A 21,189-nucleotide genomic window follows, 5' to 3' on the forward strand; every position below is an offset into this window, starting at 1 on the left:
TTGGTAACCATGAAGCGTTTAGCTACCTGGCGGATGGAGGTGTTACCTGCCTGATAGGCTGCTACAACTCTTTGCCGCAAATCCAAAGAATGAGTCGGCATTCCTTTCTCTCCTTCCTCTTGAATACCTGTACCCTATTTTAAATTAAAAGGCTGTAAGGCTGGCCATCGACTTCTTCTTCTCGTTAAAAGTTGAAAGGGGGTTGCGCAAGCTGCCCTTTTCCTTGTTGGTATGGGATCAGCTCGCCGGATCCTGCTCCACTCTAAAGTCCTTTGGAAGTTCCCCTTTCCCAAAAGCAAGAAGACCCAACCTTGGTCGGGTACTGCCCCAGGCAAGACGGCAGCGCGTCCAGAAACAGCCGCTGTGCCAAAAAGGGAGGGATCCCTTGTCTAGCTAGGGATCCCTCTTCCGAAACCCATTGAGATGAGAACCAGTTAGTCGCGCTCAATGTACAAAAAGAGCACAGCCATGGTTACTGCCGGCAGCAGCCAACCGACAATGGGGACGAAAATCCAAGGAAGATAAGCAGCAGCGTAAGAACCGGTCATGATCTTGCTCCTCTCCAGTGCCTTGACAAGTTTGACAACTCAATTAACCTTAATTCACCAACCCTCGAAAGATGGCGTCGATCCCGGCAAAGTTCTCCAACAAGAAGTAGGCAGCAAACACGCCACCCATACCTCCCAAGAAAAATCCTGCTGTCAGATCCCCCCAGCCACGGGCCGTAGATAGAGGATTGGCGCCCGGCGTTTCCGGCTTGTTTCCAAAGGTAACGCTGCCATAGGCGGACATACAGGCGGTTCCCAGCAGCACAATCGCCATCGCCGTGACCAGCCCGCCCAAATTGGCTGCCTCAGGATAGTCGCGCAGCGGGCCCACCACGATTTCTGGCCCCACCAAAAAATAGCCATGCGCCAACCCAATCTCCAGCCCTCGCAACAGCGGCGATAGGCCAGGCCGGTTAATGGGGAGGTTGTTGATAAACAGACGGGTGAGAGGAGAGTCACTGATGGGCGTTGAAAGATGGCCCTCGCAGGGATCGTCGTTAAAGGTGCGAATGTAATCCATGTCCGAAGATCCTGGCTGGAATTTTGGGATTCATTCTACGGGGCCTCAGTTCTCCTCTCAGCAGCCGCTATCCGGATCGTTAAAAAAGTTCATGCTTGCTTAACAGAGATACAGACCCTCGCGCTTTGGTTCAACGACGCCGTGCCACCCCAGAAGATAGAATGCAACTGCGAGCCGCGCTACACAAAAGGATAGCTTGGTAGCCCCGTACTTTAGTACGCGGCGGAAAAGCCCTTGAGCAACTTTAGTTGCTTCTTTGTTATAGTTAGTACAGAGCTTCTCCAGGAAAACAACCTACTGCGGTGCAAAACCCGCGCGGCAATAACTAACCTGGAGGAACTTAAGTCCGAAGTAAGCAGAACTTTGAGGTTATGCCTCAAAGGACTGTCTAGGGGCGTCTTGACAGCGCCTTCGCGAGTCCATTTTGGGCTGCGTAAGAATCCCCTGGGTGGGAGTGTCAATTTTCCCTGGCAGGCCATCCTCGGTTCCTCCAGAGGGCTCACGCTTCCCTTGCCATTCTCGCCAGAGAACATAGCTCCCGATTGCCAGGAAGCCGAGGCCAGCCAACCATTCTAGCCAGGCTGCCGGGATCACCTGCCCCAGGGATCCCCCTAAGGCTACGCTGAGCAAACTGGCGGTCACCAGGGCGCTGGCAGAGCCGAAAAAGATCGCCCAGGGAGACTTGGACTGGGCGCTTATGAGCAAGGTGGCCAACTGAGTCTTATCGCCCATCTCCGCCACAAACACGGTTAAAAAGGTAACAAGCCAGAGCTGTAGCGGGGATCCCTCTGGCGGGTTGTTGACGGCGGAAGGCGCTTCAGGGGGGGACGGCACCGTCTGCGCTTCCAGGGCAGGAGACAGAGCCAGGTTCTGGCCGGTGGGTTGCCAGTCCACAGAGGCGGCTTCGTTCCAGGGGAGATAGTGCTGCCCAACGGCCCAAAAAACCAAACCGAGAACCAAGGATAAGGCAGTCAGCCCCAAGCCTAAAGCCAGTTGCCTCTGCCAGGAACGCGCTGATGCCATGGTCTCTGCTGTCCGCTAACCACCGACATGCAGCTTATCCTGTAGCGGGGCTCTTTTTCACCGGTTCTGGAAAGAACAAGGGCGCTAGAGTAAAAAGTAGAAGAAGAAGGGGCGTTGGCCGAGCGGTTTAGGCAGCAAACTCATAATTTGCCTTACACAGGTTCGATTCCTGTACGCCCCATCGCCGCAACCCTCTCCGGAGAAGGGCTGTAAACTACCCGACTCCGACTGCCCCCTCAATCCCCCCTATATCCCCCCGTACACGGGGGGACTGGGGGGCGGGGCTCCTGCGGCTTCTGGCTGAATTGAAACCGGCTTGCGAGGGTTTGCCATCCCCAGGCGCTTTGCTGCTGAGGCGACCCCTCCCAGGCAAACCGTCAAAGGCGAGGGCTCGACTCCCTGCGGGATCTCGTATCTAAGGGACGAGGCAGCCAGCGCTCGGGCAAGGCGGCGGGGGATCCCCAGCGGGACTGGAGCCGGCTGAGAAACTCTCCCTGCCAGGTGCGCAAGTCGGCCAAGTTGGCCCCGCCGTTCATGACGGCAAACCAGATATCGCCCCGCTCAGTTGGCAACACGCCCGCCAAGGTGCTGACGCCGCTCAGGGTGCCCGACTTGGCGATCAAGATCCCCGGCAGAAGCCGCCGCTCCAGCACGCCCACATCCTGGCCGACGACGGCAAAGGCATCCGCCAGCGACAAGCCGCGCTCTTCCAGCAACGCCTGGGTTGCCCGCAACATGGCTACATTGGCCCGCGGGGAGATGCGGTTTTCCACCCCCAATCCCGAGCCGTTGATCAGGTGCAGCTCTTCTGCCGGGATCCCTGCTGCAGCGCGGGCTATTTGGGCAACCTGGGCCGCTCCTCCCATTGCCTCTGCCAGCATCTCGGCCATGGCATTGTTGCTGTAGAGGTTCATCAGCTTGAGCAGGTGAATGAGGGGAGGCGACTCATGCCTGAGCAAGACCTGGGCCTCCGAAGGGATCTGCTGGGCAACTCGCACCGACCCCAAAATCTCCACCTGCGGCCTGGGGGTGCCGGGGGGCAAGGTCTGGAATTGCGCCTGGGCTTCCGGGGGCCAGAGGCGGGCCTCCAGCCCCTGGCGCAGCAGGGATCCCGAACGGGCCCCATCCCGGGAAAAGTTCATGTAGAAGCGGCCCACCACCACCAGATCCCCGCGCACCTGGCGGATCCCCTGGGCGTTGAGGGCGTTCCCCACCGCGAAGGCTTCCTCCCAGACAAAGAAGGGATCCTCCCCCCCCAGCACCCAGAGATCGCCCTGCAAAACTCCGTCCGTTCCCAGCGAACCGGTTGCCAAGTAGGTGGTCACAAAGCGGTGGTGCGGGCCAAACTGCTGCAGAGCAGCCAGGGTGGTGGCCACCTTGGTCAGGGAGGCCGCCGGCAAAGCCTTGGATCCCTGATGTTGCCCCAAAACCTCGTCGCCCCTCTGCAGCCAAACCCCCTGGGCCGTGGAAGCAAAGCCGCGGCCGCTCAACTGGGCCAGGTAGGTCTCCACCTGAGGTTGCAGGGATCCCTGCGCCGTCGCCTGAGCTGAGCTCAGCAGAAGGAACGCCGCCGAGAGCGTCCCCCCCCAGATCGCAACCAGCCGCCAGCCCGGCCGCTGTCGTTGGCAATAGCGTTGCGGAGCACTTTTCACCCAAAATGCCCTCTAAAAACGCCAACCCACCCCCAGAGCGGAGCCCTCAGCTTGGCAACTCCCAGCCGCTTTCTTCTAGCGGCTCCACGTCGATGGTGCCGGGGGGCGTTTGCCGATAAAAATGGCCATCGGCAACAAACAGCGGCTCGCCACAACTGGGGCAAAAGAAGCGGCTGCCCTCGATGGCCTGAGACTCGGACCCACACACCGGGCAGCGATCCGTGGCGATCCAGCGGCGCGCCCACCAGCGAAAGGCCAGCAGCACCAGCACCGGCAGAGAGAGCAAGAACAGCAACAGAGCCACCAACCCGGCGACCAGCCACCCCAGCCCGACACGGGTCAGCAAAGCTGCCAAGGCCAGGGATCCCAGCCAGAAGCCCCAGCCGGTTAGAGAAATGGAATAGGTTTTGGGCTGCTCAAACCGCATCTTTGTTTTCCCTTCCCGTATTGACTACGCTTAGCAACGCCGCCGGGATGCCGCGGGCCTTTTCCCGAGTTATGTTAGCCCAGACTCACTCGAACTATAAGGCCACCTGGGCATACCCTGTAGGCTAGCTCATTTGCAATAGACGCGGGATCCGGTTTCCCGCACCCCTTCTTCTGCCGGCCCAGGCGCTGCCGTTGCTTCTCAAGAAGGCAACAGGATCCCTTTGGCAGCCGAAAGTCAGTGGCGCTATCTTCTAATGAGGCTATTATCAATTACAGAACTTATTGACTGTTACGGCGACGTTGCCCAACAGCGGAGGGGGGCATCATGGTCTACACGGAAGAAGCCTTCAAAGCGGAGCTAAATGCCAAAGGCTGGCGAGCCACTCGGCAGCGGGAAATCATCCTCCAGACCTTTCAAAACTTGCCTGAGGGGACTCACCTGAGCGCCGAGGAGCTGCACAAAAAGCTGCGGGAAGAAGGCCACAACATCAGCCTTTCCACCATCTATCGCACCGTCAAGCTGATGGCGCGCATGGGCATTTTGCGCGAGCTGGAACTGACCGAAGGCCACAAGCATTACGAGATCAACCAGCCGGCCCCCCACCACCACCACCATTTGGTGTGCATCAAGACCAACAAGGTCATTGAGTTCAAAAACAACGCCATCCTGAATATCAGCCAGAAGGTGGCTGAAAAGTACGGCTTTAAAGTGCTGGATTGCCAGCTCACCATCATCGGCATCAGCCCGGAGGGACAGCGCTCGATCTTGTAGCCAAACAATTTCTGCAGCTCAGCTCCTGGATAAATGCTTGCCCTGGGCGTTCTGTACTGGGTTTGGGGGGAGATGGGGATCCCTTGGTAGAGAAAATGCCAGAATAGCCGCTGTAAAGTCGAAAGCCATTGGCAATTGAAGCAATAGCTCAGCTTACCCTACCCCCTCCGGGAGACGGCCATGAACGAGCAGGAATTGGCGCAGTGGCTAGAGCAAGCTCTGGCAGACCTGCGTCTGAGAGTTCAGGTGAAGGCCCAGCCCCTCCAAAGCAGTCCTGGGGATTACGCTTTGGTGATCATGATCAACCACCCTGCTCACGTTGCTCTCGACCATGAGAGGCTGACGGCCTGGTTCCAGAAGGCAATTCCCAGCCGCTATCCCCAAGTCAAGCGCTTGGCTCTCTACAGCCGCCCCATCGGCCAACAGCAGGCCAACTGGAAAACTCAGGTGAGGCTGGCTCCGGAAGCGGCGACGGGCAGGGGGGATCCCGCCGACAGTCCAGATCTCAGCCGCTATTGCTTTGTCCAAGACCGCCAGTTGCTCACCGCTGACCTGCCTCAACCCTCCAGCGTGGTGCGCCAGGCGGTCTTGGGTTTTCATAACCTCACCGCTGGGCAAAAGGAAGAAGTGCTGCCCCTGTTGCCCACCTTGTTCCGCAACCCCGGTGCTGTCTCGACGGCAATGCTGTCGGTGGATGCGGCCCTGTGGCTAGAGCCCTTGAAAAGCCTCAATCCCCACGAGCTGCGCCTGTTGAGCGTTTGGCTGAGCCGCTATTGCTTCAACCCCAGCCGCGCCTTGGCCGACTTGGATCCCGCCACCTCCAATCTCAGAACCGGTCAGACCCGACGCCGGTACCGCGCTCCTCAGACAGGGGTCTCGCTGGTTTTGGCCAGCTTTGCTGGCAACCTCACTCTGGCCGCCGGCGTGACCCTGAGCCTGTTGTTCGGCATGGTGTTTGTGTTGGCCCTGGCCGTTTTCGGCACCTTGGAAGGGGGGTTCTCTTTTGGCTCTTTTCTTTCCGCCGTTCTGCTCACCCTGGCCTTCAACGCCCTAATTTTCTTTTTGTCTCCCTGGTTGATGGACTGGATCCAGCACAGCCTCTACAGCACCCAGTGGGTGAGCTTGGCGGAAATTGGGCGTCGCAGCCCAGAGAGCGCGGAGGTGATCGCCCGCGTCTGTCGCCAGTACAAGCTGAAGCAGCCGAAGCTGGGCTTGATCCGCGACCAAAACCCTACTGCTTTTACCTATGGCAGCCTGCCGGATACGGCCCGCATCGTCGTCAGCGAAGGGTTGTTCACCTACTTGGAAGATGAGGAGGTGGCCACGGTCTATGCCCACGAGCTGGGGCATGTGATCCACTGGGATTTTGCTGTCATGACCCTGGCTTCCACGTTGGTGCAGATTCTCTACCTCCTCTACGTCTACCTGCGCGACACGCGCCGAGACCGCAGAGGGGGCAAAAACATAGGTTCCTTGGCTCTGGTCGCCTACTTTTTCTACGTGGCCGGCTCCTACTTGGTGCTGTACCTGTCGCGGGTGCGGGAGTACTTTGCCGATCACTTTGCCGCCGAAATCACCGGCAACCCCAATGCCCTCTCGCGGGCTCTGGTGAAAATAGCCTTTGGCATTGTGCAAGAAGGGGAGCGGCAACAGGATGAGGAAACCCGACAGCGCAGCGCTCGCCTGCTGGAAGGCACACGGGCCTTGGGGATCTACGATGCCAAGGCGGCGGTGATGGCGGGGACAGCCTACCGGGTGGCCGCGGATCCCAGCCAGGTGGGCAGGGTGTTTTTGTGGGATCTGTTTAACCCTTGGGCCGGGTGGATGGAGCTGAACTCCACCCATCCCCTCACCGGCAAGCGGGTGCGGGCGCTGGGCACCTATGCCGAACAACTGGATCTGCCGGTGGAGTTCGACATGGCCAGCGTGGTGGCCCAGGGCAAGCAGCTCAACCGCCAGCAGCTCTACGGCAATTTTCTTCTGGACGTGGTTTTGTTAAACGCCGAGTGGCTGGGGGCGATCTTGGGGATGGTGCTTGGGATCCCCGCTCTGCAGGCGGGGTCTTACGGCATGTTTGCCGGCCTGGTTCTGGCGGGAGCCAGCTTGGGCCTGCTGCTGAAGATGACGGTGATGTACCCCAGCTTGGAAAACCCGCCGGCATTGACGGTGTTGAAGGCCATGAGCAACCCCTACGCCAGCCCCTTGCGCGGCTTGCCGATGCAGCTAGAGGGGCGGGTGATCGGGCGGGGGGATGCGGGCTATCGCTTCGGCTCCGATCTCAAGTTCCAGGATGAGACGGGGATGATTTTCTTGCGCTATGTTTCTCGGTTTGGGCCGCTGGGCAACTTCCTGTTTGGGGCCAGCCGGGCAGGCAGGCTGGTGGGTCAAGAAGGGACGGTGGTGGGATGGTTCCGGCGGGGGATAGCTCCCTACCTGGATCTGTCCCGCTTCCAGAGCCGCTATGGCGAAGTGGTGACCAGCCATCCGGCCTTTGGACAGGCGGTGCAGGTGGCGCTGGGCTTGATGGCCGCCTTGCTGCTGATGACCGTTTTCCCCTTCTAGGACGGGCTCAGGATGAGGTCGACTGCCCGCTGTCGGCGCGGGCGTAGTCGTCGCTGAAGCGGATAATGTCGTCTTCGCCCAGGTACTGGCCGTTTTGCACTTCGATGATCACCAGGGGGATGACGCCGGGGTTTTCCAGGCGGTGCTTGGTGCAGGGGGGCACGTAGGTGGACTGGTTGGTGGTGATCAGCCGCTCTTCGTTGCCGCAGGTCACTTTGGCGGTGCCGGCCACGACGATCCAGTGTTCGCTGCGGTGGTAGTGCATCTGCAGGCTGAGGCGATGCTTGGGCAGCACCACAATCCGCTTGATCTTGTAGCCGGGGCCCTCGTCCAGCACCGTAAAGCTGCCCCAGGGACGAGTTTCAGTATTGCTCTCGATGAGCTTGTTAAAAACTTCAGCCGAGAAGGTAGCTGGCAGTTTTTCCACTGAGGGCATGGGGGAATTGGGAGTTTCTAGCATAGGCTGCTCTCCTGGGGGCCCTGCCTTCAGCTTATCCTATGGAGCTGGGCAGTAGCCCAACTCCACTCAAATCTTGTGGGATCATGGAGAAGTCTCCTCATCGGGGGAAAAGGCCCTTCTTCTCCATGCATTCCTACCCGGTTCACATCCACGACCGCCAGAAAGACGCCCACTACTTCATCCAGGTGCCTGCCGACCAATACATCCTGGAGGCTGCCGAAGCCCAAGGGATCCAGCTTCCCTTTGCCTGTCGCAACGGCGCCTGCACCACCTGTGCGGTGCGGATCCGGCAGGGATCCCTCTACCAGCCGGAGGCAATGGGGATCTCGCGGGAGCTGAAGGAGCAGGGCTACGGGCTGCTGTGCGTGGGCTATGCCCGCTCCGAGCTGTGGGTGGAAACGCAAGATGAAGATGAGGTGTACGAGCTGCAGTTTGGCCGCTACTTTGGCCAGGGGCGGGTACGAGCGGGGATCCCCCTCGACGATGAGTAATTTTTCTGCCTCAGTTGCCTCTAAAGACCTGCCGCCGTCCCCCCGGCCTTGGCAGCTCCAGGGCTGGCTGTTGGGCTCGGCGGCGCTGATCCCGGTCAACCTGGCCCCTAGTCTGTTGCTGGCGGTGGTGGGGACGGTGCAAAGCTATGGCCGCTACTGGCAGCAAATCCGGCGGGATCCCGGCTTTTGGCTGGCGGGCCTGCTGAGCCTGGCGGTGGTGGTGACAGCGCTGCTGGGGGAGGACTGGCGGCTGAGCTTGCCGGGGATGTTCAACTACTGGCCTTTTCTCCTGATGCTGCCGGCCTTTGCTGCAGCGCTGAGGGATCCCCTCAGCCGCCGCTGCCTGGCGCAGGTGTTGGTGCTGGGCAGTGGCCTGATGCTGCTCTTGGGCTGGGGAGAAGTGCTGTGGGGGTGGCAGGGGCATCTCTTCTTGGGGCCGCTCTGGATTACGGGCGTGGCCGGTGGGGAGCGCCCGGCGGCAGCCTTCACCTCCCCCAATCTCCTGGCCATTTATCTTGTGATCCATCTGGGCTTGGCGGCGGGGCTGTGGGGGGCAACTCAATCTCACCCCACCAGAGCAGGGCTGGCGGCGCTGCTGGGGTTAGGATCCCTGCTGTTGCTGCTGACAGCCTCCCGCAACGGCTGGGGGGCAGGGGGGCTGGCGCTACTGATTGGGCTGGCCCTGCGGCGCTGCTGGTGGGGGCTCGCCTTCCTGGCCGGCTTGGGATTAGCCGGCTTGGCCGCTGCTTTGGACTGGCCCGGCTGGCGGGCGGTTGTCCCTTCCTTGATCTGGAGCCGGTTGGCAGACACCTTTGACCCCCAGGCCCCCTATTTCAGCTCGACGGCCAACCGCCTCGATGCCTGGCGCTTTGCCCTGCAGATGGTGTGGGAGCGGCCCCTGACCGGCTGGGGCTGGCAGAGCTTTCCTGCCCTCTACAATGCCCAGGATCCGCCAGAGCTGCTGGGCCACTGCCACAACTTGTACCTCCATCTGGCGGCAGAAGGCGGGATCCCTCTGCTGCTGGGCTACTTGGCCCTTTGGGGTTGGATCTTGGCGCGGGGCTGGCGAGCCTGGCGTTGCTCCCAAGACGAGATCCTCTTGGGAGTTTTACTGGCCTTGACGGCGTTTTTTGCTGCGGGGCTTTTGGATGTGGTGATCTTGGATGGCCGCCTTCACCTGTTGATCACCTTGCTCTTGGGCGCAGCTTGGGGGGCCAGCCTCGAGCTCCGCTGCAGCCAGGCAAAGAGGGTTCCGGCGGATCCCCAGGCACCCCGGTCAATGCCACAATAGAGTTCCTCCCTTGGGTTTTCTGGGATTACTCTGTTTCGGTTGCCGGATTTTCTTACGTATCGAGTTTAGCTTTGGATGGTCTCACCCGATTTCGATTGACCAAAACTTTGGCGGCGCAGGCCCCGCCCTGAGGACTCTGTCCCGCTTGCGCGAATAGGGCTGGGGAGAACGTTAACCACCTTTTTCCATGGAGCAGCCAATCCCTTCTCTGGCCCCTGATCCCATCAAGCCGGGGGATCTCCTATCCCTGGAGATCACCGACCTAACCCCTGAGGGCGATGGCATTGCCCATACGCTTGGCCACGGGCGGGGTCGGGTGGTGTTTGTCGCCCAAGCGGTGCCAGGGGATCGCGTGGTGGCTCAGATAACTGAGATCAAGCGCAACTATCTGGTCGGGCGAATTCGCTCCCTCATAGCTCCCTCGCCGCAGCGGGTGCGGCCGGCCTGCATTGTGGCGGACAAGTGCGGTGGCTGTCAGTGGCAGCACGTCAGCTACGCTCAGCAATTGGTTACCAAGCAGCAGATCCTCAGGGATGCGCTGGAACGAATTGGCGGTCTTACTCTGCCGGAGCCTGTCCCGATTTTGGGATCCCCGCAGCCGCTGCGCTACCGCAATAAGGTCACCTACCCCATTGCCAAAGCAGAGGGCCAGCCGCTGCGCATGGGCTACTACCGACCGGGCAGCCACCGCCTGGTGAACCTCAACCAGTGCCCTGTGCAGGACGAGCGGCTGGATGTGTTCTTGCGGGAAATTAAGCGGGATCTGCAGGAGGCCGGCTGGAGCGTCTACGACGAAAGCCGCCACCAGGGCCATCTGCGTCACTTGGGCTTGCGCATTGGTCGCCGCACCCGCGAGGTGCTCCTCACCTTGGTCAGTTGCAGCCGCGACCTGCCCCACCTAGAAAGGTGGGCCAAGCGCTGGATGCAGCGCTACCCCGACCTGGTGGGGGTTTGTCTCAACCTCAACCCGGCCCGCACCAACACCATCTTTGGCCCGCAAACGGAGGTGATTGCCGGGCGGGGATCCCTGCGGGAAGAATTGGCCGGTCTTTCCTTTTGGATTGACAGCACCTCCTTCTTTCAAGTCAACACGGAGCAGGCGGAGGCCTTTTTTACCTGGATAGTGGATCAGCTCCAGCTGCGCGGCGAGGAGATCGTCCTGGACGCCTACTGCGGCATCGGCACCCTAACCCTGCTCTTGGCCCGGCGGGCCAAACGGGCGATAGGGGTGGAAGTCCTGCCGGCGGCGGTGGCCCAGGCCCGCTACAATGCCCAGTTCAACGGCATCCCCTCGGCCCAGTTTTTCCAGGGCGCAGTGGAAACGGTTTTGCCAACTCTGCCTCCTGCCGATATTGTGGTGTTGGATCCGCCGCGGCGCGGCTGCGAGCGGCAGGTGCTTGAGATCCTAAAGCAGCAACGGCCCCGGCAGATCGTTTACATTAGCTGTCATCCTGCCACCTTGGCGCGCGACCTGCAAATCCTCATGGCCGAGGGATCCTACCGCCTAACCCAATGGCGAGCTGCTGACTTCTTTCCCCAGACAGGCCATGTAGAGGGAGTGGTCTTTTTGGAACGGGTCTGAGGAACCTTGCCCAGCTTGCCGCGGAGCTGCCCTCTGGGTAGGCGCACTAGCCGGAGGCGACAAATGCTAACGTCAAAGTAAAGTTTCGCAACGGACTTTTTCCCTCCCACTCTCAATGCTTAGAGCTGGAATTGTCGGCCTGCCCAATGTGGGCAAATCGACTCTATTCAACGCTCTCTGCGAAAATGCCAAAGCGGAGGCGGCCAACTTTCCTTTCTGTACCATCGAGCCCAACATCGGACGGGTGGCCGTGCCAGACGAGCGCCTGGAGGTGCTGGCTAAGATCAGTGGCTCGGCGGCCATTGTTCCCGCCCAAATCGAGTTTGTCGATATTGCCGGGCTGGTGGCTGGTGCCAGCAAGGGGGAGGGCTTGGGCAACCAATTTCTCTCCCACATCCGCCAGGTGGACGCCATCGTGCATGTGGTGCGCTGCTTTAAAGACGAGAACATTGTCCACGTGGCTGGCTCGGTGGATCCCGTGCGAGACATGGGCGTGATTAACCTGGAGCTGGCCCTGGCCGATCTGGCCCAGATTGAGCGACGCTTGGAACGGGTGCGCAAACAGGCCAAGTCCGACAAAACGGCTCAAGTAGAGCTGCAGGCCCTGGAGAAGCTGCAGGCCGCTTTGGACGAGGGCAAGCCGGCCCGCCTGGTGCCCCTCAGCCCAGAAGAGGAGGCCTCCATCAAAGGGCTAGGGCTGCTCACCCGCAAGAAGGTGATCTATGCCGCCAACGTAGCGGAAACGGAGCTGGCCACTGGCAACGCGTGGGTGGAGCAGGTGCGGCAAGTGGCCCAGGCAGAAGGGGCGCGTGTGGTGGTGGTCTCAGCCCAGGTGGAGGCGGAATTGGTGGAGCTGCCGCCTGCAGAGCGACAGGCTTATCTAGACTCGCTGGGGGTGAAAGAAGGGGGGCTGAAATCTTTGATCCGCGCCACCTACGAGCTGCTGGGCCTGCGCACCTACTTTACTTCCGGCCCCAAAGAAACCCGCGCCTGGACAATCCCTGCCGGTGCCACTGCTCCTCAGGCAGCGGGGGTTATTCACTCGGATTTTGAGCGGGGCTTTATCCGGGCGGAAACGATAGCATATGAGGACCTAGTGGCAGCGGGATCCCTGAGTGCCGCCCGAGAGAAGGGCCTAGTGCGCAGCGAGGGCAAAGACTACGTGGTTCAGGAAGGAGATGTGATGCTCTTCCGTTTCCATGTCTAGGACTCCCTAGCCTATTCAGCCAAGCCGTGGTTTCTCAGCAGTGCCTCTAGGCAAAACGACTTATCTAGCCAGGGATCCCTGCTTCCAAGGGGTCTGCTTGACGCAACCGTTTTCCTGAGAAAACTGTTGACGCTGTAACGAAACATCACAATAATTGGACTAGATAAACAAGTACTTTAAGGGATGTATTGATGGATCTGCTGCAATACGGGCCGATGGCCTGGGTTTACCTAGCAATTTTTGCCTCCATCATCTGGTGCATCTGGGGTCGTTCGGAAGACGACATCATGTTTTAGCTCAAGCGGGAGGGGTTCCTCTGCGAGCTAAGGCTACTCCTTGGCCTTAGGCTGGCAGGGGATCCCTCCTAGGTATGGCTTTTTGCCGACCTCAGGTGACGTTTCCCCTCACTCACTCAACCAACTGAGGGTCATACCAAGGCAGATACACAACCGCGGCCCGCGCCACGCAGCCACTCCTCCCCTTCACGGGAGACACCTAGCAATACCCCAAAACAAACGGAGCGAGGGATCTGTATAGATTACTGCCCCCTGCGCTTCCCTACTTCTAGAATTCAGCTAGGCACGCGCTGGTCCTATCTGGGGCGGCTGCTCTGACAGCGAATTAGCTTGCAGGAGTTATGGGCGTTACCAGCTTGCTCTCTCGCCGTCCCCTGCCTGGGGCAGAACAAACACCGGAGGGGTACTGCCTTTCCTGGCGGGGTGTGGCGGTGATGGGGGTACTCAATGTAACCCCCGATAGCTTTAGCGACGGCGGCCAGTGGGGATCCGTGGAAGCTGCCGTGCAGGCAGCCAGAGCCATGGCAGCGGCGGGGGCCTTGATTGTGGATATCGGCGGCGAGTCCACCCGTCCGGGGGCAGAGCCGGTACCGGTGGAGGTGGAATGCGACCGGGTTTTGCCCGTGATTCGGGCTCTAGAGGGATCCGGCATTCTCATCAGCGTCGATACGCGCCGAACGGAGGTGGCAGCGGCAGCTCTGGCGGCTGGAGCGCACATGATTAATGACGTCACCGGCCTGCGCGATCCGCAGATGATGCAGCTGTGTGCCGAGAAGGGGGTGCCGGCAATCATCATGCACATGCGGGGAGAGCCCCGCACCATGCAGCAGCTTACCCACTACGAGGATCTGGAGGGAGAAGTTTTTGGGTTTCTCAAGGATCAAGCGGAACGGGCCCTGGCAGCCGGTGTTCCCAGCGTGGTTTTGGATCCCGGCCTGGGCTTTGCCAAAACCGCCGAGCAGAACATTGCCCTCCTCAGAGCGCTGCCGCGGCTGGTGGCCTATGGCTACCCGGTGCTGGTGGGAGCCTCGCGCAAAAGTTTTGTTGGCCAGCTTGCCGGCATTGCTGTGCCTAGAGAGCGGGATAGCGCCAGCGTAGCCGTGCACCTCTTTGCCGCCAGCCGGGGCGCTACCCTGGTGCGGGTGCACAACGTCCCCGCTCATGTCTCGGCTCTGGCGGCCTGGGCAGGTCTCCACGATGAACCCAACTAGGCTGGTGCTGCGGGGTCTTAGCTTCCATGCCCACCACGGCTATCGTCCTGAGGAGGCCGTGTTGGGAGGGCGCTTTGTGGTGGATGTGGAGATGCAGCTTGGTTGGGTTCCCCAAGCGGATGACCTGGCCCACACAGTGGACTACGCCCAGGTGTACGAGGCGGTGCGGGAAGAGGTAACCCAGCGACGCTACCGGCTGATCGAGACGTTGGCAGACCGGATTGCTGAGCGGCTGTGGCAAAGCTATCCCCAGGTGGAAGCCCTGACGGTGCGGGTGCACAAGCCACAGGCCCCCCTGCCCGGTTTGTTCGACGATGTCTACGTGGAGATTGTCCGCCACCGTTCTCCCAATAGCTAACCCTCGATGCAGCCCGACCTAGCCTACATTGCCCTGGGCAGCAACCTAGGGGATCCGCTGCAGCAATTGCGCTCGGCTGGGCAGAAGTTGCTCAGGTTGGGCCAGGTGGTGGCTCGCTCCAGCCTCTACCGCAGCCCCGCCCAAGGGGGGCCACCCGGCCAGCCCGACTACCTCAATGCTGTGGTGGCGTTGGATCCCTTTCCCCCTTACCAATCGCCCCTGGAGTTGCTGAGGGCGCTGCTGGCCATCGAGCAGGAGGCAGGGCGAGTGCGGCGCATCCGCTGGGAGGCCAGGACCCTGGACTTGGATCTGCTGGCAATGGGCAACCGGATCCTGAAGAGCCCTGAGCTAACCCTGCCCCACCCTCGCATGATGGAGCGCCCTTTTGTCCTGGCCCCGCTGTGCGAGATTGCTCCCCATTGGCGCCACCCCGAAACCGGCATAGCCGCAGCTGAGGCGCTGGCTGCCCTGGATAGCTCCTGGCTGGAGCGCACTGACCTAGGCTGGGATTGAGCTCTTTAGCGCAGCCGCCATTTTCGCCGCCAGATCCACCAGCCGCGAGGCATAGCCGTACTCGTTGTCGTACCAGGAGAGCACCTTCACGGTGCGATCCCCCAGCGTCATCGTCGACTCCAGATCCACAATCGAAGAATGGGGATCGCCGATGATATCGGCCGAGACAATGTGCGGCGGGGCAATGGCCAGGATACCGCGCATCGGCCCTTCTGCTGCCTCCACAAAGGCTTGGTTGACCGCCTCTTTGGTGATAGGCTGCTCGGTGCGCACGACAAAGTCCACAATCGAGCCGGTTAGGGTGGGCACCCGCAGCGCCAGGCCGTCCATCTTCCCTTTCAGGGCAGGCAAAACTTCGGCAACTGCCGTGGCTGCCCCAGTGGTGGAAGGCACAATCGACACCGCCGCCGAGCGGCCCCGGCGATAGTCCTTGGGATCCGGGCGATCCACAATGGCCTGGGTGGCGGTGTAAGCGTGGCAGGTGGTGAGAAAGCCCGTCTCGATGCCGAAGCGATCCAGCAAGACCTTGGCCAGCGGCGCCAGACAGTTGGTGGTGCAGGAGGCGTTGGAGACGATATGGTGCCGCTCTGGGTCGTACTGGTCGTCGTTAACCCCCATCACCACCGTCAGGTCGGCGCCTTTGGCAGGGGCGGAGATGATCACTTTCTTGGCGCCGGCTTCTAGGTGTTTGGCCGCCCCCTCCCGCTTGGTAAACAGGCCGGTGGACTCTATCACCAGGTCAACCCCGAGGTCTTTCCAGGGCAGTTGCGCCGGATCCCGTTCTGCCAGAACCCGGATCTTGTGGCTGCCGACTTGCAGGTGGCCATCCACAACGCTCACCGTCTGGGGCAGGCGCCCGTAGGCGGAGTCAAATTGCAGCAAGTAGGCCAAGTTCTCCGGCTCGGTGAGATCATTAACCGCCACCACCTCCAGCCCTCGCCCCGGCTGGGAGAGCAGCGCCCGCAAAAACGACCGGCCAATGCGGCCAAATCCGTTGATGGCTACCCGTGTGGTCATGGCAATCCTCCGGTATCAGTTCATGGTCATGGGTCGAGGGCTGCGGCGCAGGAGACGCCAACCCCTTAGGGATAGGTTAGAAGAAGAACGGGATCCGCCTTGCCTTTGCACTTCAGATCTCCAGATTTGGATCCCAACGGAGATTTGCGATTTAGGCTAACCCAGGAATTGCCGGTAGAGGAATTCAGATGAAGGTATTGCTGACCAACGATGATGGCATCGAGGCGGCGGGGCTGGCACACCTCAGACTGGCCCTCAGCGCTCTCGTTGCCGAGGAAAACTGCTGGATTGTGGCCCCCCACCAGCCGATTTCCGGCTGTAGCCACCAGGTAACGACGGGGCGGCCCTTTCGCGCCTGGGCCCGCGGCGAGCGCACCTTTGCCGTCGAGGGATCCCCTGCCGACTGTGTGCGGGTGGCCCTGTTTAAGCTCGCCCCTGCCGTGGATTGGGTGCTTTCTGGCATCAACGAGGGAGGGAATCTGGGATCGGATGTGTACTTGTCCGGCACGGTGGCGGCGGTGCGGGAGGCGGCGCTGCGTGGGATCGGAGGGATCGCCATTTCCCAGTATCGGGCAGGGAGCCAACCCATCGATTGGGAGCAGGCCCAGCGGTGGACGCGGGAGATCCTGGCCGAGCTGATGGAACAACCCCTGCCAGCCGGCTCCTTCTGGAATGTCAACTTGCCCCACCTGCCACCGGGATCCCCTTTGCCGGAGCGAGTTTACTGCCCCCTCTGCACGCAGCCGCTGCCACTCGATTACGCCGTAGAAGCAGAGGGGGAAGGCTTGGCATCGCTGTGGTTTCGCTACCAGGGGCGCTACGCAGAGCGAGCCCGCGATCCCCAGACCGATACCGATATCTGCTTCTCCGGTCGGATCGCCATCACCCAGGTGCACCTGTGCTCAGGAGCTCCCAGGTGAGGGGGTGAGGTTGCGGGCGATGGTTCTCAGCCGCTGCAGCCGCAGTGCCGTCAGGATATCGGTGGGATCCAGCTTGAGAACCTGCTCCAGGGCATCTGCTAGGTGTTGGGCTGCCTCTTGGCGGGTGTAGCCGCGGAACTGGGCGCGGCGCAAGGCAAACTCGTCGGCATCGAAATGGGCGCTCTCCCGATTCAGGTTTTGCCAGATCTGCCGCACCGAGAGCGCCGTGATGCCCCCCGCCAACAGGGCAGAAAACGGGTGCTGCAAAGAGAGCTCTGCCACGGTGGTGATGCCACCAAGCAAGGCCAGCGACTGGTAAAACCCCGGCTGTAGCCAGTTGCGGTTGTCGAACCAGCCCACCTCCCGCAAAAACAGCAGATCCCGCTGCGGCTGCGGGATCCCTTGCCAGCGGCGAAAATCGATGGCAATGATGCCCTGCGGCTGCCAAGGGGCCTTGCGGCGGGAGAACAACAGGGCCTCACCTCCCGAGTGGGGGACAACGCGGATCAAGGCCCGGAGAGAAGCGGGAAGCAGATCCCGCAAGCGTTCGATCTCTTCTTTTTGAAAGGTTTCCAAGGGTTTGAAGTCTGAGCGGCTGGTCATAGTTTTACCTGTAGAGGCACGGAGAGAGAGGATCCCACCTACCCCCCGGCAGCCTTGCGGCCCTGAACACCCCAGACCTGAAAAACCCTGCCAGGATTAGTCTACCGCATCTTCAGGTCGCCAGTAGCAGCCCCCCAGGGCAAAAAGCGCCAGCAAGTTTGCTTAGACTGAGAGGAAAAGTCTACGCCTCGATCCGAGCCAATGCCAGTTTTACCGGAACCCAGCGAACAGAGCGCCGGCAGCCCCCTTTACACCTATGCCTTCTTGCCGATGCCAGACGCGCCGCTTTGGCATTTCATTCAACAAACTCAAGGGATCCGCGGGCCGCTGCAGGTGTTTTCTCCCACAGGAGGCCGAATTGCCGCTGCTGTGGAGCCGATGCCGGATCCTGCGTCGCTGCAGGCTTCGGATGAGGTGCTGCTGCGTTCTGCCCTGCGCCACGACCAGGTGATCTGCCGGCTGTTTGCCCAGATGCCGCTGCTGCCCCTGCGCTTTGGCACCTGCTTTCTCTCAGCCGAAAAGCTGGGATCCCACCTATTGGCCCAGCAGGCGGAGTACGAACAGGCCCTCGCGGCCATCGGGGGAAGAGCCGAGTACTGCCTGAAAGGAAAACTGTCGCCCCAGCCCCCCCCGGATCCCCAACCCGCTCCCAGCGGCACAGCCTATCTGTTGGCCCGCAAACAAGCCTATCTCCAGCAACGACAGGCCCAAGAGCGGCAAGAACAGGAGCTGGCGGCCCTGCAGCAGCTTTGGCCTTCTACCTGGCCAGTGCAAAGAGGGGATCCGCAGCCGGGAGAAGTCCTGCGGCTTTACTTCTTGCTCACCCCTGCCGAACGGGAAACGGCAGCCCAGCTCGCCCAAACCTGGGTAGCAGCACACCCCCACTGGCAATTGGACTGGAGCGAGTCCCTGCCCCCCTATCACTTTGTGGGTGCCCTGCGGGATCCCTCCAGATGTACTCAGTAGTGCCCTAGCAAAAGGATCCCGTTTCGCGCGCCCGGAAACCCTGACCCAGCGAGGATGCAATGTTTTGGCTGTAATTTTTCAGGGTATTACTTACGGATTCTGGTGAGGGATTGGACTACACTACTATTTTTGAAAGTGACCTCCCGTCCCCTCAGCCGTCATGACCCTGGAAACATTTTTTACCCAGCTCAACGCCAACGGCTTAACGATTGCCATCCTGCTCTTTGCAGCTCCTTGGTTGGTTTGGGTTCTCTGCTACTGGATCCCAGGGCAGTGGGAAGAGCCTTTTTTGCTCAGCTTGAACATTGGCTTAGCAGCGGCAAGCCTTGTCCTCTGGGCCGGTTACTTGGCCTATGCCACCAACACGGCCGGCTGGCAGGCGGTGGTCAAGCAGGCGGATATGTTCTTGTTGCTGGTGCCTCCCTACTATTTCCTTAGCTCCATCTGGGTGGCACGGCAGCGCATGCCCCTCTCGCGGGTGCCGGCTTTCCGCACCTTGCAAGGGATCAGCATTTTGGCGGCGGTCTATCTCATCCTCTCTTGGCTCAGCCGCCGGGTCTATGTTGTCTTTTTCTCTTACCTACCCTTTTCGGCCTTTCTGTGGATCCTGGCGGGGTTGTTGGGGGTGGCCTATATTGGCTATCGCATCCTCTTTGGGAATCCGCCCCAGTACCCGCCCGAAAGCTGAGGGGCTGGCCGACAGGGACTAGAATTCGAAAGAAACCCTTTGCAACGGCAATGGTGACAGTCCCTCTGATTTCAGCCCTGAACATCGACTACCGGCCTTTGCAGGAGTTGTTAGCGGCGGGAGCTTGGCTGGAAGCGGATCGGCTGAGCCTGCAACTGCTGTGCCGGGCGGCGGGGGAGGGGGCGGCGCGGCGGGGCTGGCTGTACTTTTCCGAGGTGAGCCGGATCCCGGCAGAGGATCTGCGCACCATCGATGGCCTGTGGCGGGCGGCCTCCGGGGATCGCTTCGGCTACTCGGTGCAGCGGCAACTCTGGCTGGGGGTCAACCGCAACTGGGAGCGCCTCTGGCCGCTGATTGGCTGGAAGCAAGGCTACCACTGGACTCGCTATCCCGACGAGTTCACCTGGGATCTGTCCGCTCCCAAGGGCCACCTGCCCCTTTCCAACCAACTGCGGGGGGTGCGGGTGCTGGAGGAGCTGCTTACCCACAGAGCTTGGGAAGACCTATCCGGCTGAGCGTCTTTTGAATCTTATTGAATCTAAGTTGGATTGGACTGTGGCCGAGCAACTGCAACTGACCCAATTTCCCCACCTGCCCGGCGATCTGGCCCAAGCCTGCGAGCAGGCCATCCAGGCCACACGCCTGGCCCTGCAAGCGGGATACCGCCGCTTGCTCATCGAGATCCTGGCCCCCGACATCAAGCCGGAAGTCTTGGCTCGTCCATTTTTGGAGTTGGTGCCGCCACCGGCTTTGGTGTTGTTCAGCGATGCCGGCGGAGCGGCCCTGGCCCAGCGGGAATGGGGATCCCTCCCCGACGGGATCCAACTGCAGAGCCTGACTGCCCGCACCCAACCTACGCCAGAACAAAGTGTCCTGTTCGTGATGCCGGCGGTTTACAGCCTGGATCAGGTGGAGCGGGTTTGCCAGTTGGTGAGCGGCGGCGATCCCTCTGGGCTGGCGGCCAAAGGCCGGGATCCCAAGCCCGTCGTTCTCCTCAACCCGCAACTTCAGGATGCCGCCGCAGTGGGGGTGGGGTTGGCCGGGCGCCGGCTGCGGCAACGCTTCCTGAGCACCTTTGAGACCAGCTACTACCTGCGCTCGCTGGTAGAAGGAGCCCTGTTTCGCGCCTACCCGGATCCCTGGAGCGTGTGGCAGCAGGAAGAGCCCGGCCTCTACAGCGTCCTCAAAACCTTTAGGGCTCGGCCCAGCGGCGAAGAAGTGGCCGAGCTGTTCAGGGCCAGCAAGAGAGGGGATCCCTGGTGGAGCTGGCGGCGCTGGCTGGGCGGGATCCCATGATCGACCTGCAGCTTCAAGACTGGTGGTCGCGGCAACGGCTCACCCAGCTTAGCTACCCCAACCTATCTCTCAGCGGCGCAAGTGTGTCTTTGCGAGTCATTTTAGAGCCATTTAAAAACGTCGGCGCGATCTGGTATTCAAAGATTTATGGAGAGTATCAGGATAATGTTTTATTGCTGGCCTGCTCTCCAGATTTAGAAGGACTATCGGATCGTGTAAGATGCCTAGAACAGTCTCCTATTCAGAAACTTTGCCGAGAAAATTTTTCCAAACATTTTACTGAATATTTGCTAACTGATGCCGTCGCCTATGAATTAGAAATCCGATTTGAAGGCAAAGACTTTCTTGTTGTCGACCAAGAGAGGCTTGGAAATAGAGTTGTCCACCAAATCTACATTCACGACAACTGCTTTTTCAAACCCGTAGAGGACGATCTCCTAAGCAAGATTATCGGTTGCGTTCTTGAGCAACATAGCTTCTACTTAGGGCAGGAAATCGACTGGTCAGAGATCTCGGCGAGATTAACTGATCACTTGCTCACTTCGAGCAAAATCGAGATCCAAAGCGATCCCAAGAGGCAACATGTGTGGATCCCACAGCTAGAAGAAAAAAGTATCCTCTCGGATCCCTTTTTCAAAAAGCTTTCGGCCAGGGCACAGTGGTTATTGAAGGCAGATAAGCCCGTTTTAGAAAGAAAAAAGCCACTGCCTGAAGGGTTCGCCAGCATCTAATGCTTCTGATGATATTTTTGCCCCCTAGCTGCAGCAACTTCCCCAGGGCAGAC

At 60.4% G+C, this 21,189-nt stretch carries 23 protein-coding genes, 1 tRNA gene and 1 pseudogene; 16 read left to right on the forward strand and 9 right to left on the reverse strand.

The annotated features are described in order from the left end of the window. The 4 genes and pseudogenes from SYN65AY6A5_RS10785 to SYN65AY6A5_RS14820 all read right to left on the reverse strand — a co-directional run. A pseudogene (locus SYN65AY6A5_RS10785) lies at positions 1-101 on the reverse strand (IS630 family transposase); the annotation flags it as partial. A gap of 333 nt (positions 102-434) precedes the next feature. After that, positions 435-548 carry a photosystem I reaction center subunit VIII gene (locus SYN65AY6A5_RS10790; RefSeq protein WP_011428960.1) on the reverse strand — a complete coding sequence of 38 codons (114 nt, stop codon included), beginning with the start codon at positions 546-548 and terminating at the stop codon, positions 435-437. Between the two features lie 49 nt (positions 549-597). Continuing rightward, complete coding sequence (locus SYN65AY6A5_RS10795; RefSeq protein WP_099812636.1) at positions 598-1,068, reverse strand: photosystem I reaction center protein subunit XI; 471 nt, start codon at positions 1,066-1,068, stop codon at positions 598-600. A 369-nt stretch (positions 1,069-1,437) separates the two neighbouring features. After that, positions 1,438-2,091 carry a TMEM165/GDT1 family protein gene (locus tag SYN65AY6A5_RS14820; RefSeq protein WP_099812637.1) on the reverse strand — a complete coding sequence of 218 codons (654 nt, stop codon included), beginning with the start codon at positions 2,089-2,091 and terminating at the stop codon, positions 1,438-1,440. A 108-nt stretch (positions 2,092-2,199) separates the two neighbouring features. On the opposite strand from SYN65AY6A5_RS14820, the gene SYN65AY6A5_RS10805 reads away from it, so the two are divergent. Next, positions 2,200-2,272 (forward strand) — tRNA-Ile (locus SYN65AY6A5_RS10805). Positions 2,273-2,468: 196 nt separating this feature from the next. Here the strand turns inward: SYN65AY6A5_RS10805 and SYN65AY6A5_RS10810 are convergent. Then, a complete protein-coding gene (locus SYN65AY6A5_RS10810) occupies positions 2,469-3,743 on the reverse strand; it encodes a D-alanyl-D-alanine carboxypeptidase (protein ID WP_099884403.1) in 1,275 nt (424 codons plus the stop codon). A gap of 46 nt (positions 3,744-3,789) precedes the next feature. Beyond that, on the reverse strand, positions 3,790-4,170 hold the full coding sequence (locus SYN65AY6A5_RS10815) for a hypothetical protein (RefSeq protein WP_011428956.1): 381 nt from the start codon (positions 4,168-4,170) through the stop codon (positions 3,790-3,792). Between the two features lie 327 nt (positions 4,171-4,497). Between SYN65AY6A5_RS10815 and SYN65AY6A5_RS10820 the strand changes: the two genes are divergently transcribed. Together SYN65AY6A5_RS10820 and SYN65AY6A5_RS10825 are read left to right on the forward strand one after the other, a co-directional pair. Beyond that, complete coding sequence (locus SYN65AY6A5_RS10820; RefSeq protein WP_011428955.1) at positions 4,498-4,944, forward strand: transcriptional repressor; 447 nt, start codon at positions 4,498-4,500, stop codon at positions 4,942-4,944. Positions 4,945-5,124: 180 nt separating this feature from the next. After that, complete coding sequence (locus SYN65AY6A5_RS10825) at positions 5,125-7,506, forward strand: M48 family metalloprotease (RefSeq protein ID WP_011428954.1); 2,382 nt, start codon at positions 5,125-5,127, stop codon at positions 7,504-7,506. 7 nt (positions 7,507-7,513) lie between these two features. Here the strand turns inward: SYN65AY6A5_RS10825 and SYN65AY6A5_RS10830 are convergent, their stop codons facing one another. Beyond that, positions 7,514-7,966 (reverse strand): phosphomannose isomerase type II C-terminal cupin domain, encoded by a 453-nt coding sequence (locus SYN65AY6A5_RS10830; protein WP_011428953.1) that lies wholly within the window; start codon positions 7,964-7,966, stop codon positions 7,514-7,516. Between the two features lie 125 nt (positions 7,967-8,091). On the opposite strand from SYN65AY6A5_RS10830, the gene SYN65AY6A5_RS10835 reads away from it, so the two are divergent. The 7 genes from SYN65AY6A5_RS10835 to folK all read left to right on the forward strand — a co-directional run bounded on the left by SYN65AY6A5_RS10835 (position 8,092) and on the right by folK (position 14,915). After that, complete coding sequence (locus tag SYN65AY6A5_RS10835; RefSeq protein ID WP_011428952.1) at positions 8,092-8,457, forward strand: 2Fe-2S iron-sulfur cluster-binding protein; 366 nt, start codon at positions 8,092-8,094, stop codon at positions 8,455-8,457. Continuing rightward, the gene (locus SYN65AY6A5_RS10840; protein ID WP_071813484.1) at positions 8,450-9,748 is read left to right on the forward strand and encodes an O-antigen ligase family protein; all 1,299 of its coding nucleotides are present in this window, start codon (positions 8,450-8,452) and stop codon (positions 9,746-9,748) included. Before SYN65AY6A5_RS10835 ends, SYN65AY6A5_RS10840 begins: the two co-directional genes overlap by 8 nt. Before the next feature lie 187 nt (positions 9,749-9,935). Then, entirely contained in the window at positions 9,936-11,330 is a 1,395-nt protein-coding gene (gene rlmD, locus SYN65AY6A5_RS10845) for a 23S rRNA (uracil(1939)-C(5))-methyltransferase RlmD (protein WP_099884406.1), read from the forward strand. A gap of 115 nt (positions 11,331-11,445) precedes the next feature. Beyond that, positions 11,446-12,537 carry a redox-regulated ATPase YchF gene (gene ychF, locus SYN65AY6A5_RS10850; protein ID WP_099884408.1) on the forward strand — a complete coding sequence of 364 codons (1,092 nt, stop codon included), beginning with the start codon at positions 11,446-11,448 and terminating at the stop codon, positions 12,535-12,537. A gap of 637 nt (positions 12,538-13,174) precedes the next feature. Continuing rightward, the gene (gene folP, locus SYN65AY6A5_RS10855) at positions 13,175-14,044 is read left to right on the forward strand and encodes a dihydropteroate synthase (RefSeq protein ID WP_099812642.1); all 870 of its coding nucleotides are present in this window, start codon (positions 13,175-13,177) and stop codon (positions 14,042-14,044) included. Continuing rightward, on the forward strand, positions 14,031-14,402 hold the full coding sequence (folB, locus tag SYN65AY6A5_RS10860; protein ID WP_099884410.1) for a dihydroneopterin aldolase: 372 nt from the start codon (positions 14,031-14,033) through the stop codon (positions 14,400-14,402). The genes folP and folB overlap by 14 nt, the downstream gene beginning before the upstream one ends. A gap of 6 nt (positions 14,403-14,408) precedes the next feature. Continuing rightward, on the forward strand, positions 14,409-14,915 hold the full coding sequence (folK, locus tag SYN65AY6A5_RS10865; RefSeq protein WP_011428945.1) for a 2-amino-4-hydroxy-6-hydroxymethyldihydropteridine diphosphokinase: 507 nt from the start codon (positions 14,409-14,411) through the stop codon (positions 14,913-14,915). Here the strand turns inward: folK and gap are convergent. After that, complete coding sequence (gene gap / locus SYN65AY6A5_RS10870; RefSeq protein ID WP_099884412.1) at positions 14,901-15,932, reverse strand: type I glyceraldehyde-3-phosphate dehydrogenase; 1,032 nt, start codon at positions 15,930-15,932, stop codon at positions 14,901-14,903. The two genes, folK and gap, sit on opposite strands and share 15 nt — an antisense overlap. 188 nt (positions 15,933-16,120) lie before the next feature. Here gap and surE point away from each other — a divergent pair, with 188 nt between their 5' ends. Further along, the gene (gene surE, locus SYN65AY6A5_RS10875; protein WP_011428943.1) at positions 16,121-16,852 is read left to right on the forward strand and encodes a 5'/3'-nucleotidase SurE; all 732 of its coding nucleotides are present in this window, start codon (positions 16,121-16,123) and stop codon (positions 16,850-16,852) included. Here surE and SYN65AY6A5_RS10880 read toward each other — a convergent pair. Further along, positions 16,835-17,455 carry a DUF3318 domain-containing protein gene (locus SYN65AY6A5_RS10880; protein ID WP_011428942.1) on the reverse strand — a complete coding sequence of 207 codons (621 nt, stop codon included), beginning with the start codon at positions 17,453-17,455 and terminating at the stop codon, positions 16,835-16,837. The two genes, surE and SYN65AY6A5_RS10880, sit on opposite strands and share 18 nt — an antisense overlap. A 201-nt stretch (positions 17,456-17,656) precedes the next feature. Between SYN65AY6A5_RS10880 and SYN65AY6A5_RS10885 the strand changes: the two genes are divergently transcribed. The 5 genes from SYN65AY6A5_RS10885 to SYN65AY6A5_RS10905 all read left to right on the forward strand — a co-directional run bounded on the left by SYN65AY6A5_RS10885 (position 17,657) and on the right by SYN65AY6A5_RS10905 (position 21,136). Then, a complete protein-coding gene (locus SYN65AY6A5_RS10885) occupies positions 17,657-18,421 on the forward strand; it encodes a GvpL/GvpF family gas vesicle protein (protein ID WP_099812645.1) in 765 nt (254 codons plus the stop codon). A 160-nt stretch (positions 18,422-18,581) separates the two neighbouring features. After that, on the forward strand, positions 18,582-19,109 hold the full coding sequence (locus SYN65AY6A5_RS10890) for a hypothetical protein (protein ID WP_099812646.1): 528 nt from the start codon (positions 18,582-18,584) through the stop codon (positions 19,107-19,109). Positions 19,110-19,159: 50 nt separating this feature from the next. Further along, positions 19,160-19,624: a GUN4 domain-containing protein gene (locus SYN65AY6A5_RS10895; protein WP_011428939.1), complete on the forward strand. Its 465-nt coding sequence runs from the start codon at positions 19,160-19,162 to the stop codon at positions 19,622-19,624. Between the two features lie 40 nt (positions 19,625-19,664). Beyond that, positions 19,665-20,405, forward strand: coding sequence for a DUF1995 family protein (locus SYN65AY6A5_RS10900; protein WP_011428938.1), 741 nt, complete (start codon positions 19,665-19,667; stop codon positions 20,403-20,405). Beyond that, positions 20,369-21,136, forward strand: coding sequence for a hypothetical protein (locus SYN65AY6A5_RS10905; RefSeq protein WP_041438007.1), 768 nt, complete (start codon positions 20,369-20,371; stop codon positions 21,134-21,136). The genes SYN65AY6A5_RS10900 and SYN65AY6A5_RS10905 overlap by 37 nt, the downstream gene beginning before the upstream one ends. Positions 21,137-21,189: the final 53 nt, after the last annotated feature.

It is taken from the genome of Synechococcus sp. 65AY6A5 (assembly GCF_002760415.1).
In the GTDB taxonomy this organism is placed as follows: Bacteria; Cyanobacteriota; Cyanobacteriia; order Thermostichales; family Thermostichaceae; genus Thermostichus.

Excerpts from the sequence above, each read along its gene's own strand:
- SYN65AY6A5_RS10830 (WP_011428953.1), bottom strand. The coding sequence starts at position 7,966 with ATGCTAGAAACTCCCAATTCCCCCATGCCCTCAGTGGAAAAACTGCCA.
- SYN65AY6A5_RS10890 (WP_099812646.1), top strand. The coding sequence starts at position 18,582 with ATGACCCTGGAAACATTTTTTACCCAGCTCAACGCCAACGGCTTAACG.
- SYN65AY6A5_RS10820 (WP_011428955.1), top strand. The coding sequence starts at position 4,498 with ATGGTCTACACGGAAGAAGCCTTCAAAGCGGAGCTAAATGCCAAAGGC.
- SYN65AY6A5_RS10790 (WP_011428960.1), bottom strand. The coding sequence starts at position 548 with ATGACCGGTTCTTACGCTGCTGCTTATCTTCCTTGGATTTTCGTCCCC.
- folK (WP_011428945.1), top strand. The coding sequence starts at position 14,409 with ATGCAGCCCGACCTAGCCTACATTGCCCTGGGCAGCAACCTAGGGGAT.
- gap (WP_099884412.1), bottom strand. The coding sequence starts at position 15,932 with ATGACCACACGGGTAGCCATCAACGGATTTGGCCGCATTGGCCGGTCG.
- SYN65AY6A5_RS10795 (WP_099812636.1), bottom strand. The coding sequence starts at position 1,068 with ATGGATTACATTCGCACCTTTAACGACGATCCCTGCGAGGGCCATCTT.
- folB (WP_099884410.1), top strand. The coding sequence starts at position 14,031 with ATGAACCCAACTAGGCTGGTGCTGCGGGGTCTTAGCTTCCATGCCCAC.
- SYN65AY6A5_RS10880 (WP_011428942.1), bottom strand. The coding sequence starts at position 17,455 with ATGACCAGCCGCTCAGACTTCAAACCCTTGGAAACCTTTCAAAAAGAA.
- folP (WP_099812642.1), top strand. The coding sequence starts at position 13,175 with ATGGGCGTTACCAGCTTGCTCTCTCGCCGTCCCCTGCCTGGGGCAGAA.
- SYN65AY6A5_RS10895 (WP_011428939.1), top strand. The coding sequence starts at position 19,160 with ATGGTGACAGTCCCTCTGATTTCAGCCCTGAACATCGACTACCGGCCT.
- SYN65AY6A5_RS10815 (WP_011428956.1), bottom strand. The coding sequence starts at position 4,170 with ATGCGGTTTGAGCAGCCCAAAACCTATTCCATTTCTCTAACCGGCTGG.
- rlmD (WP_099884406.1), top strand. The coding sequence starts at position 9,936 with ATGGAGCAGCCAATCCCTTCTCTGGCCCCTGATCCCATCAAGCCGGGG.
- SYN65AY6A5_RS10835 (WP_011428952.1), top strand. The coding sequence starts at position 8,092 with ATGCATTCCTACCCGGTTCACATCCACGACCGCCAGAAAGACGCCCAC.
- SYN65AY6A5_RS10885 (WP_099812645.1), top strand. The coding sequence starts at position 17,657 with ATGCCAGTTTTACCGGAACCCAGCGAACAGAGCGCCGGCAGCCCCCTT.
- SYN65AY6A5_RS10825 (WP_011428954.1), top strand. The coding sequence starts at position 5,125 with ATGAACGAGCAGGAATTGGCGCAGTGGCTAGAGCAAGCTCTGGCAGAC.
- SYN65AY6A5_RS10840 (WP_071813484.1), top strand. The coding sequence starts at position 8,450 with ATGAGTAATTTTTCTGCCTCAGTTGCCTCTAAAGACCTGCCGCCGTCC.
- ychF (WP_099884408.1), top strand. The coding sequence starts at position 11,446 with ATGCTTAGAGCTGGAATTGTCGGCCTGCCCAATGTGGGCAAATCGACT.
- surE (WP_011428943.1), top strand. The coding sequence starts at position 16,121 with ATGAAGGTATTGCTGACCAACGATGATGGCATCGAGGCGGCGGGGCTG.
- SYN65AY6A5_RS14820 (WP_099812637.1), bottom strand. The coding sequence starts at position 2,091 with ATGGCATCAGCGCGTTCCTGGCAGAGGCAACTGGCTTTAGGCTTGGGG.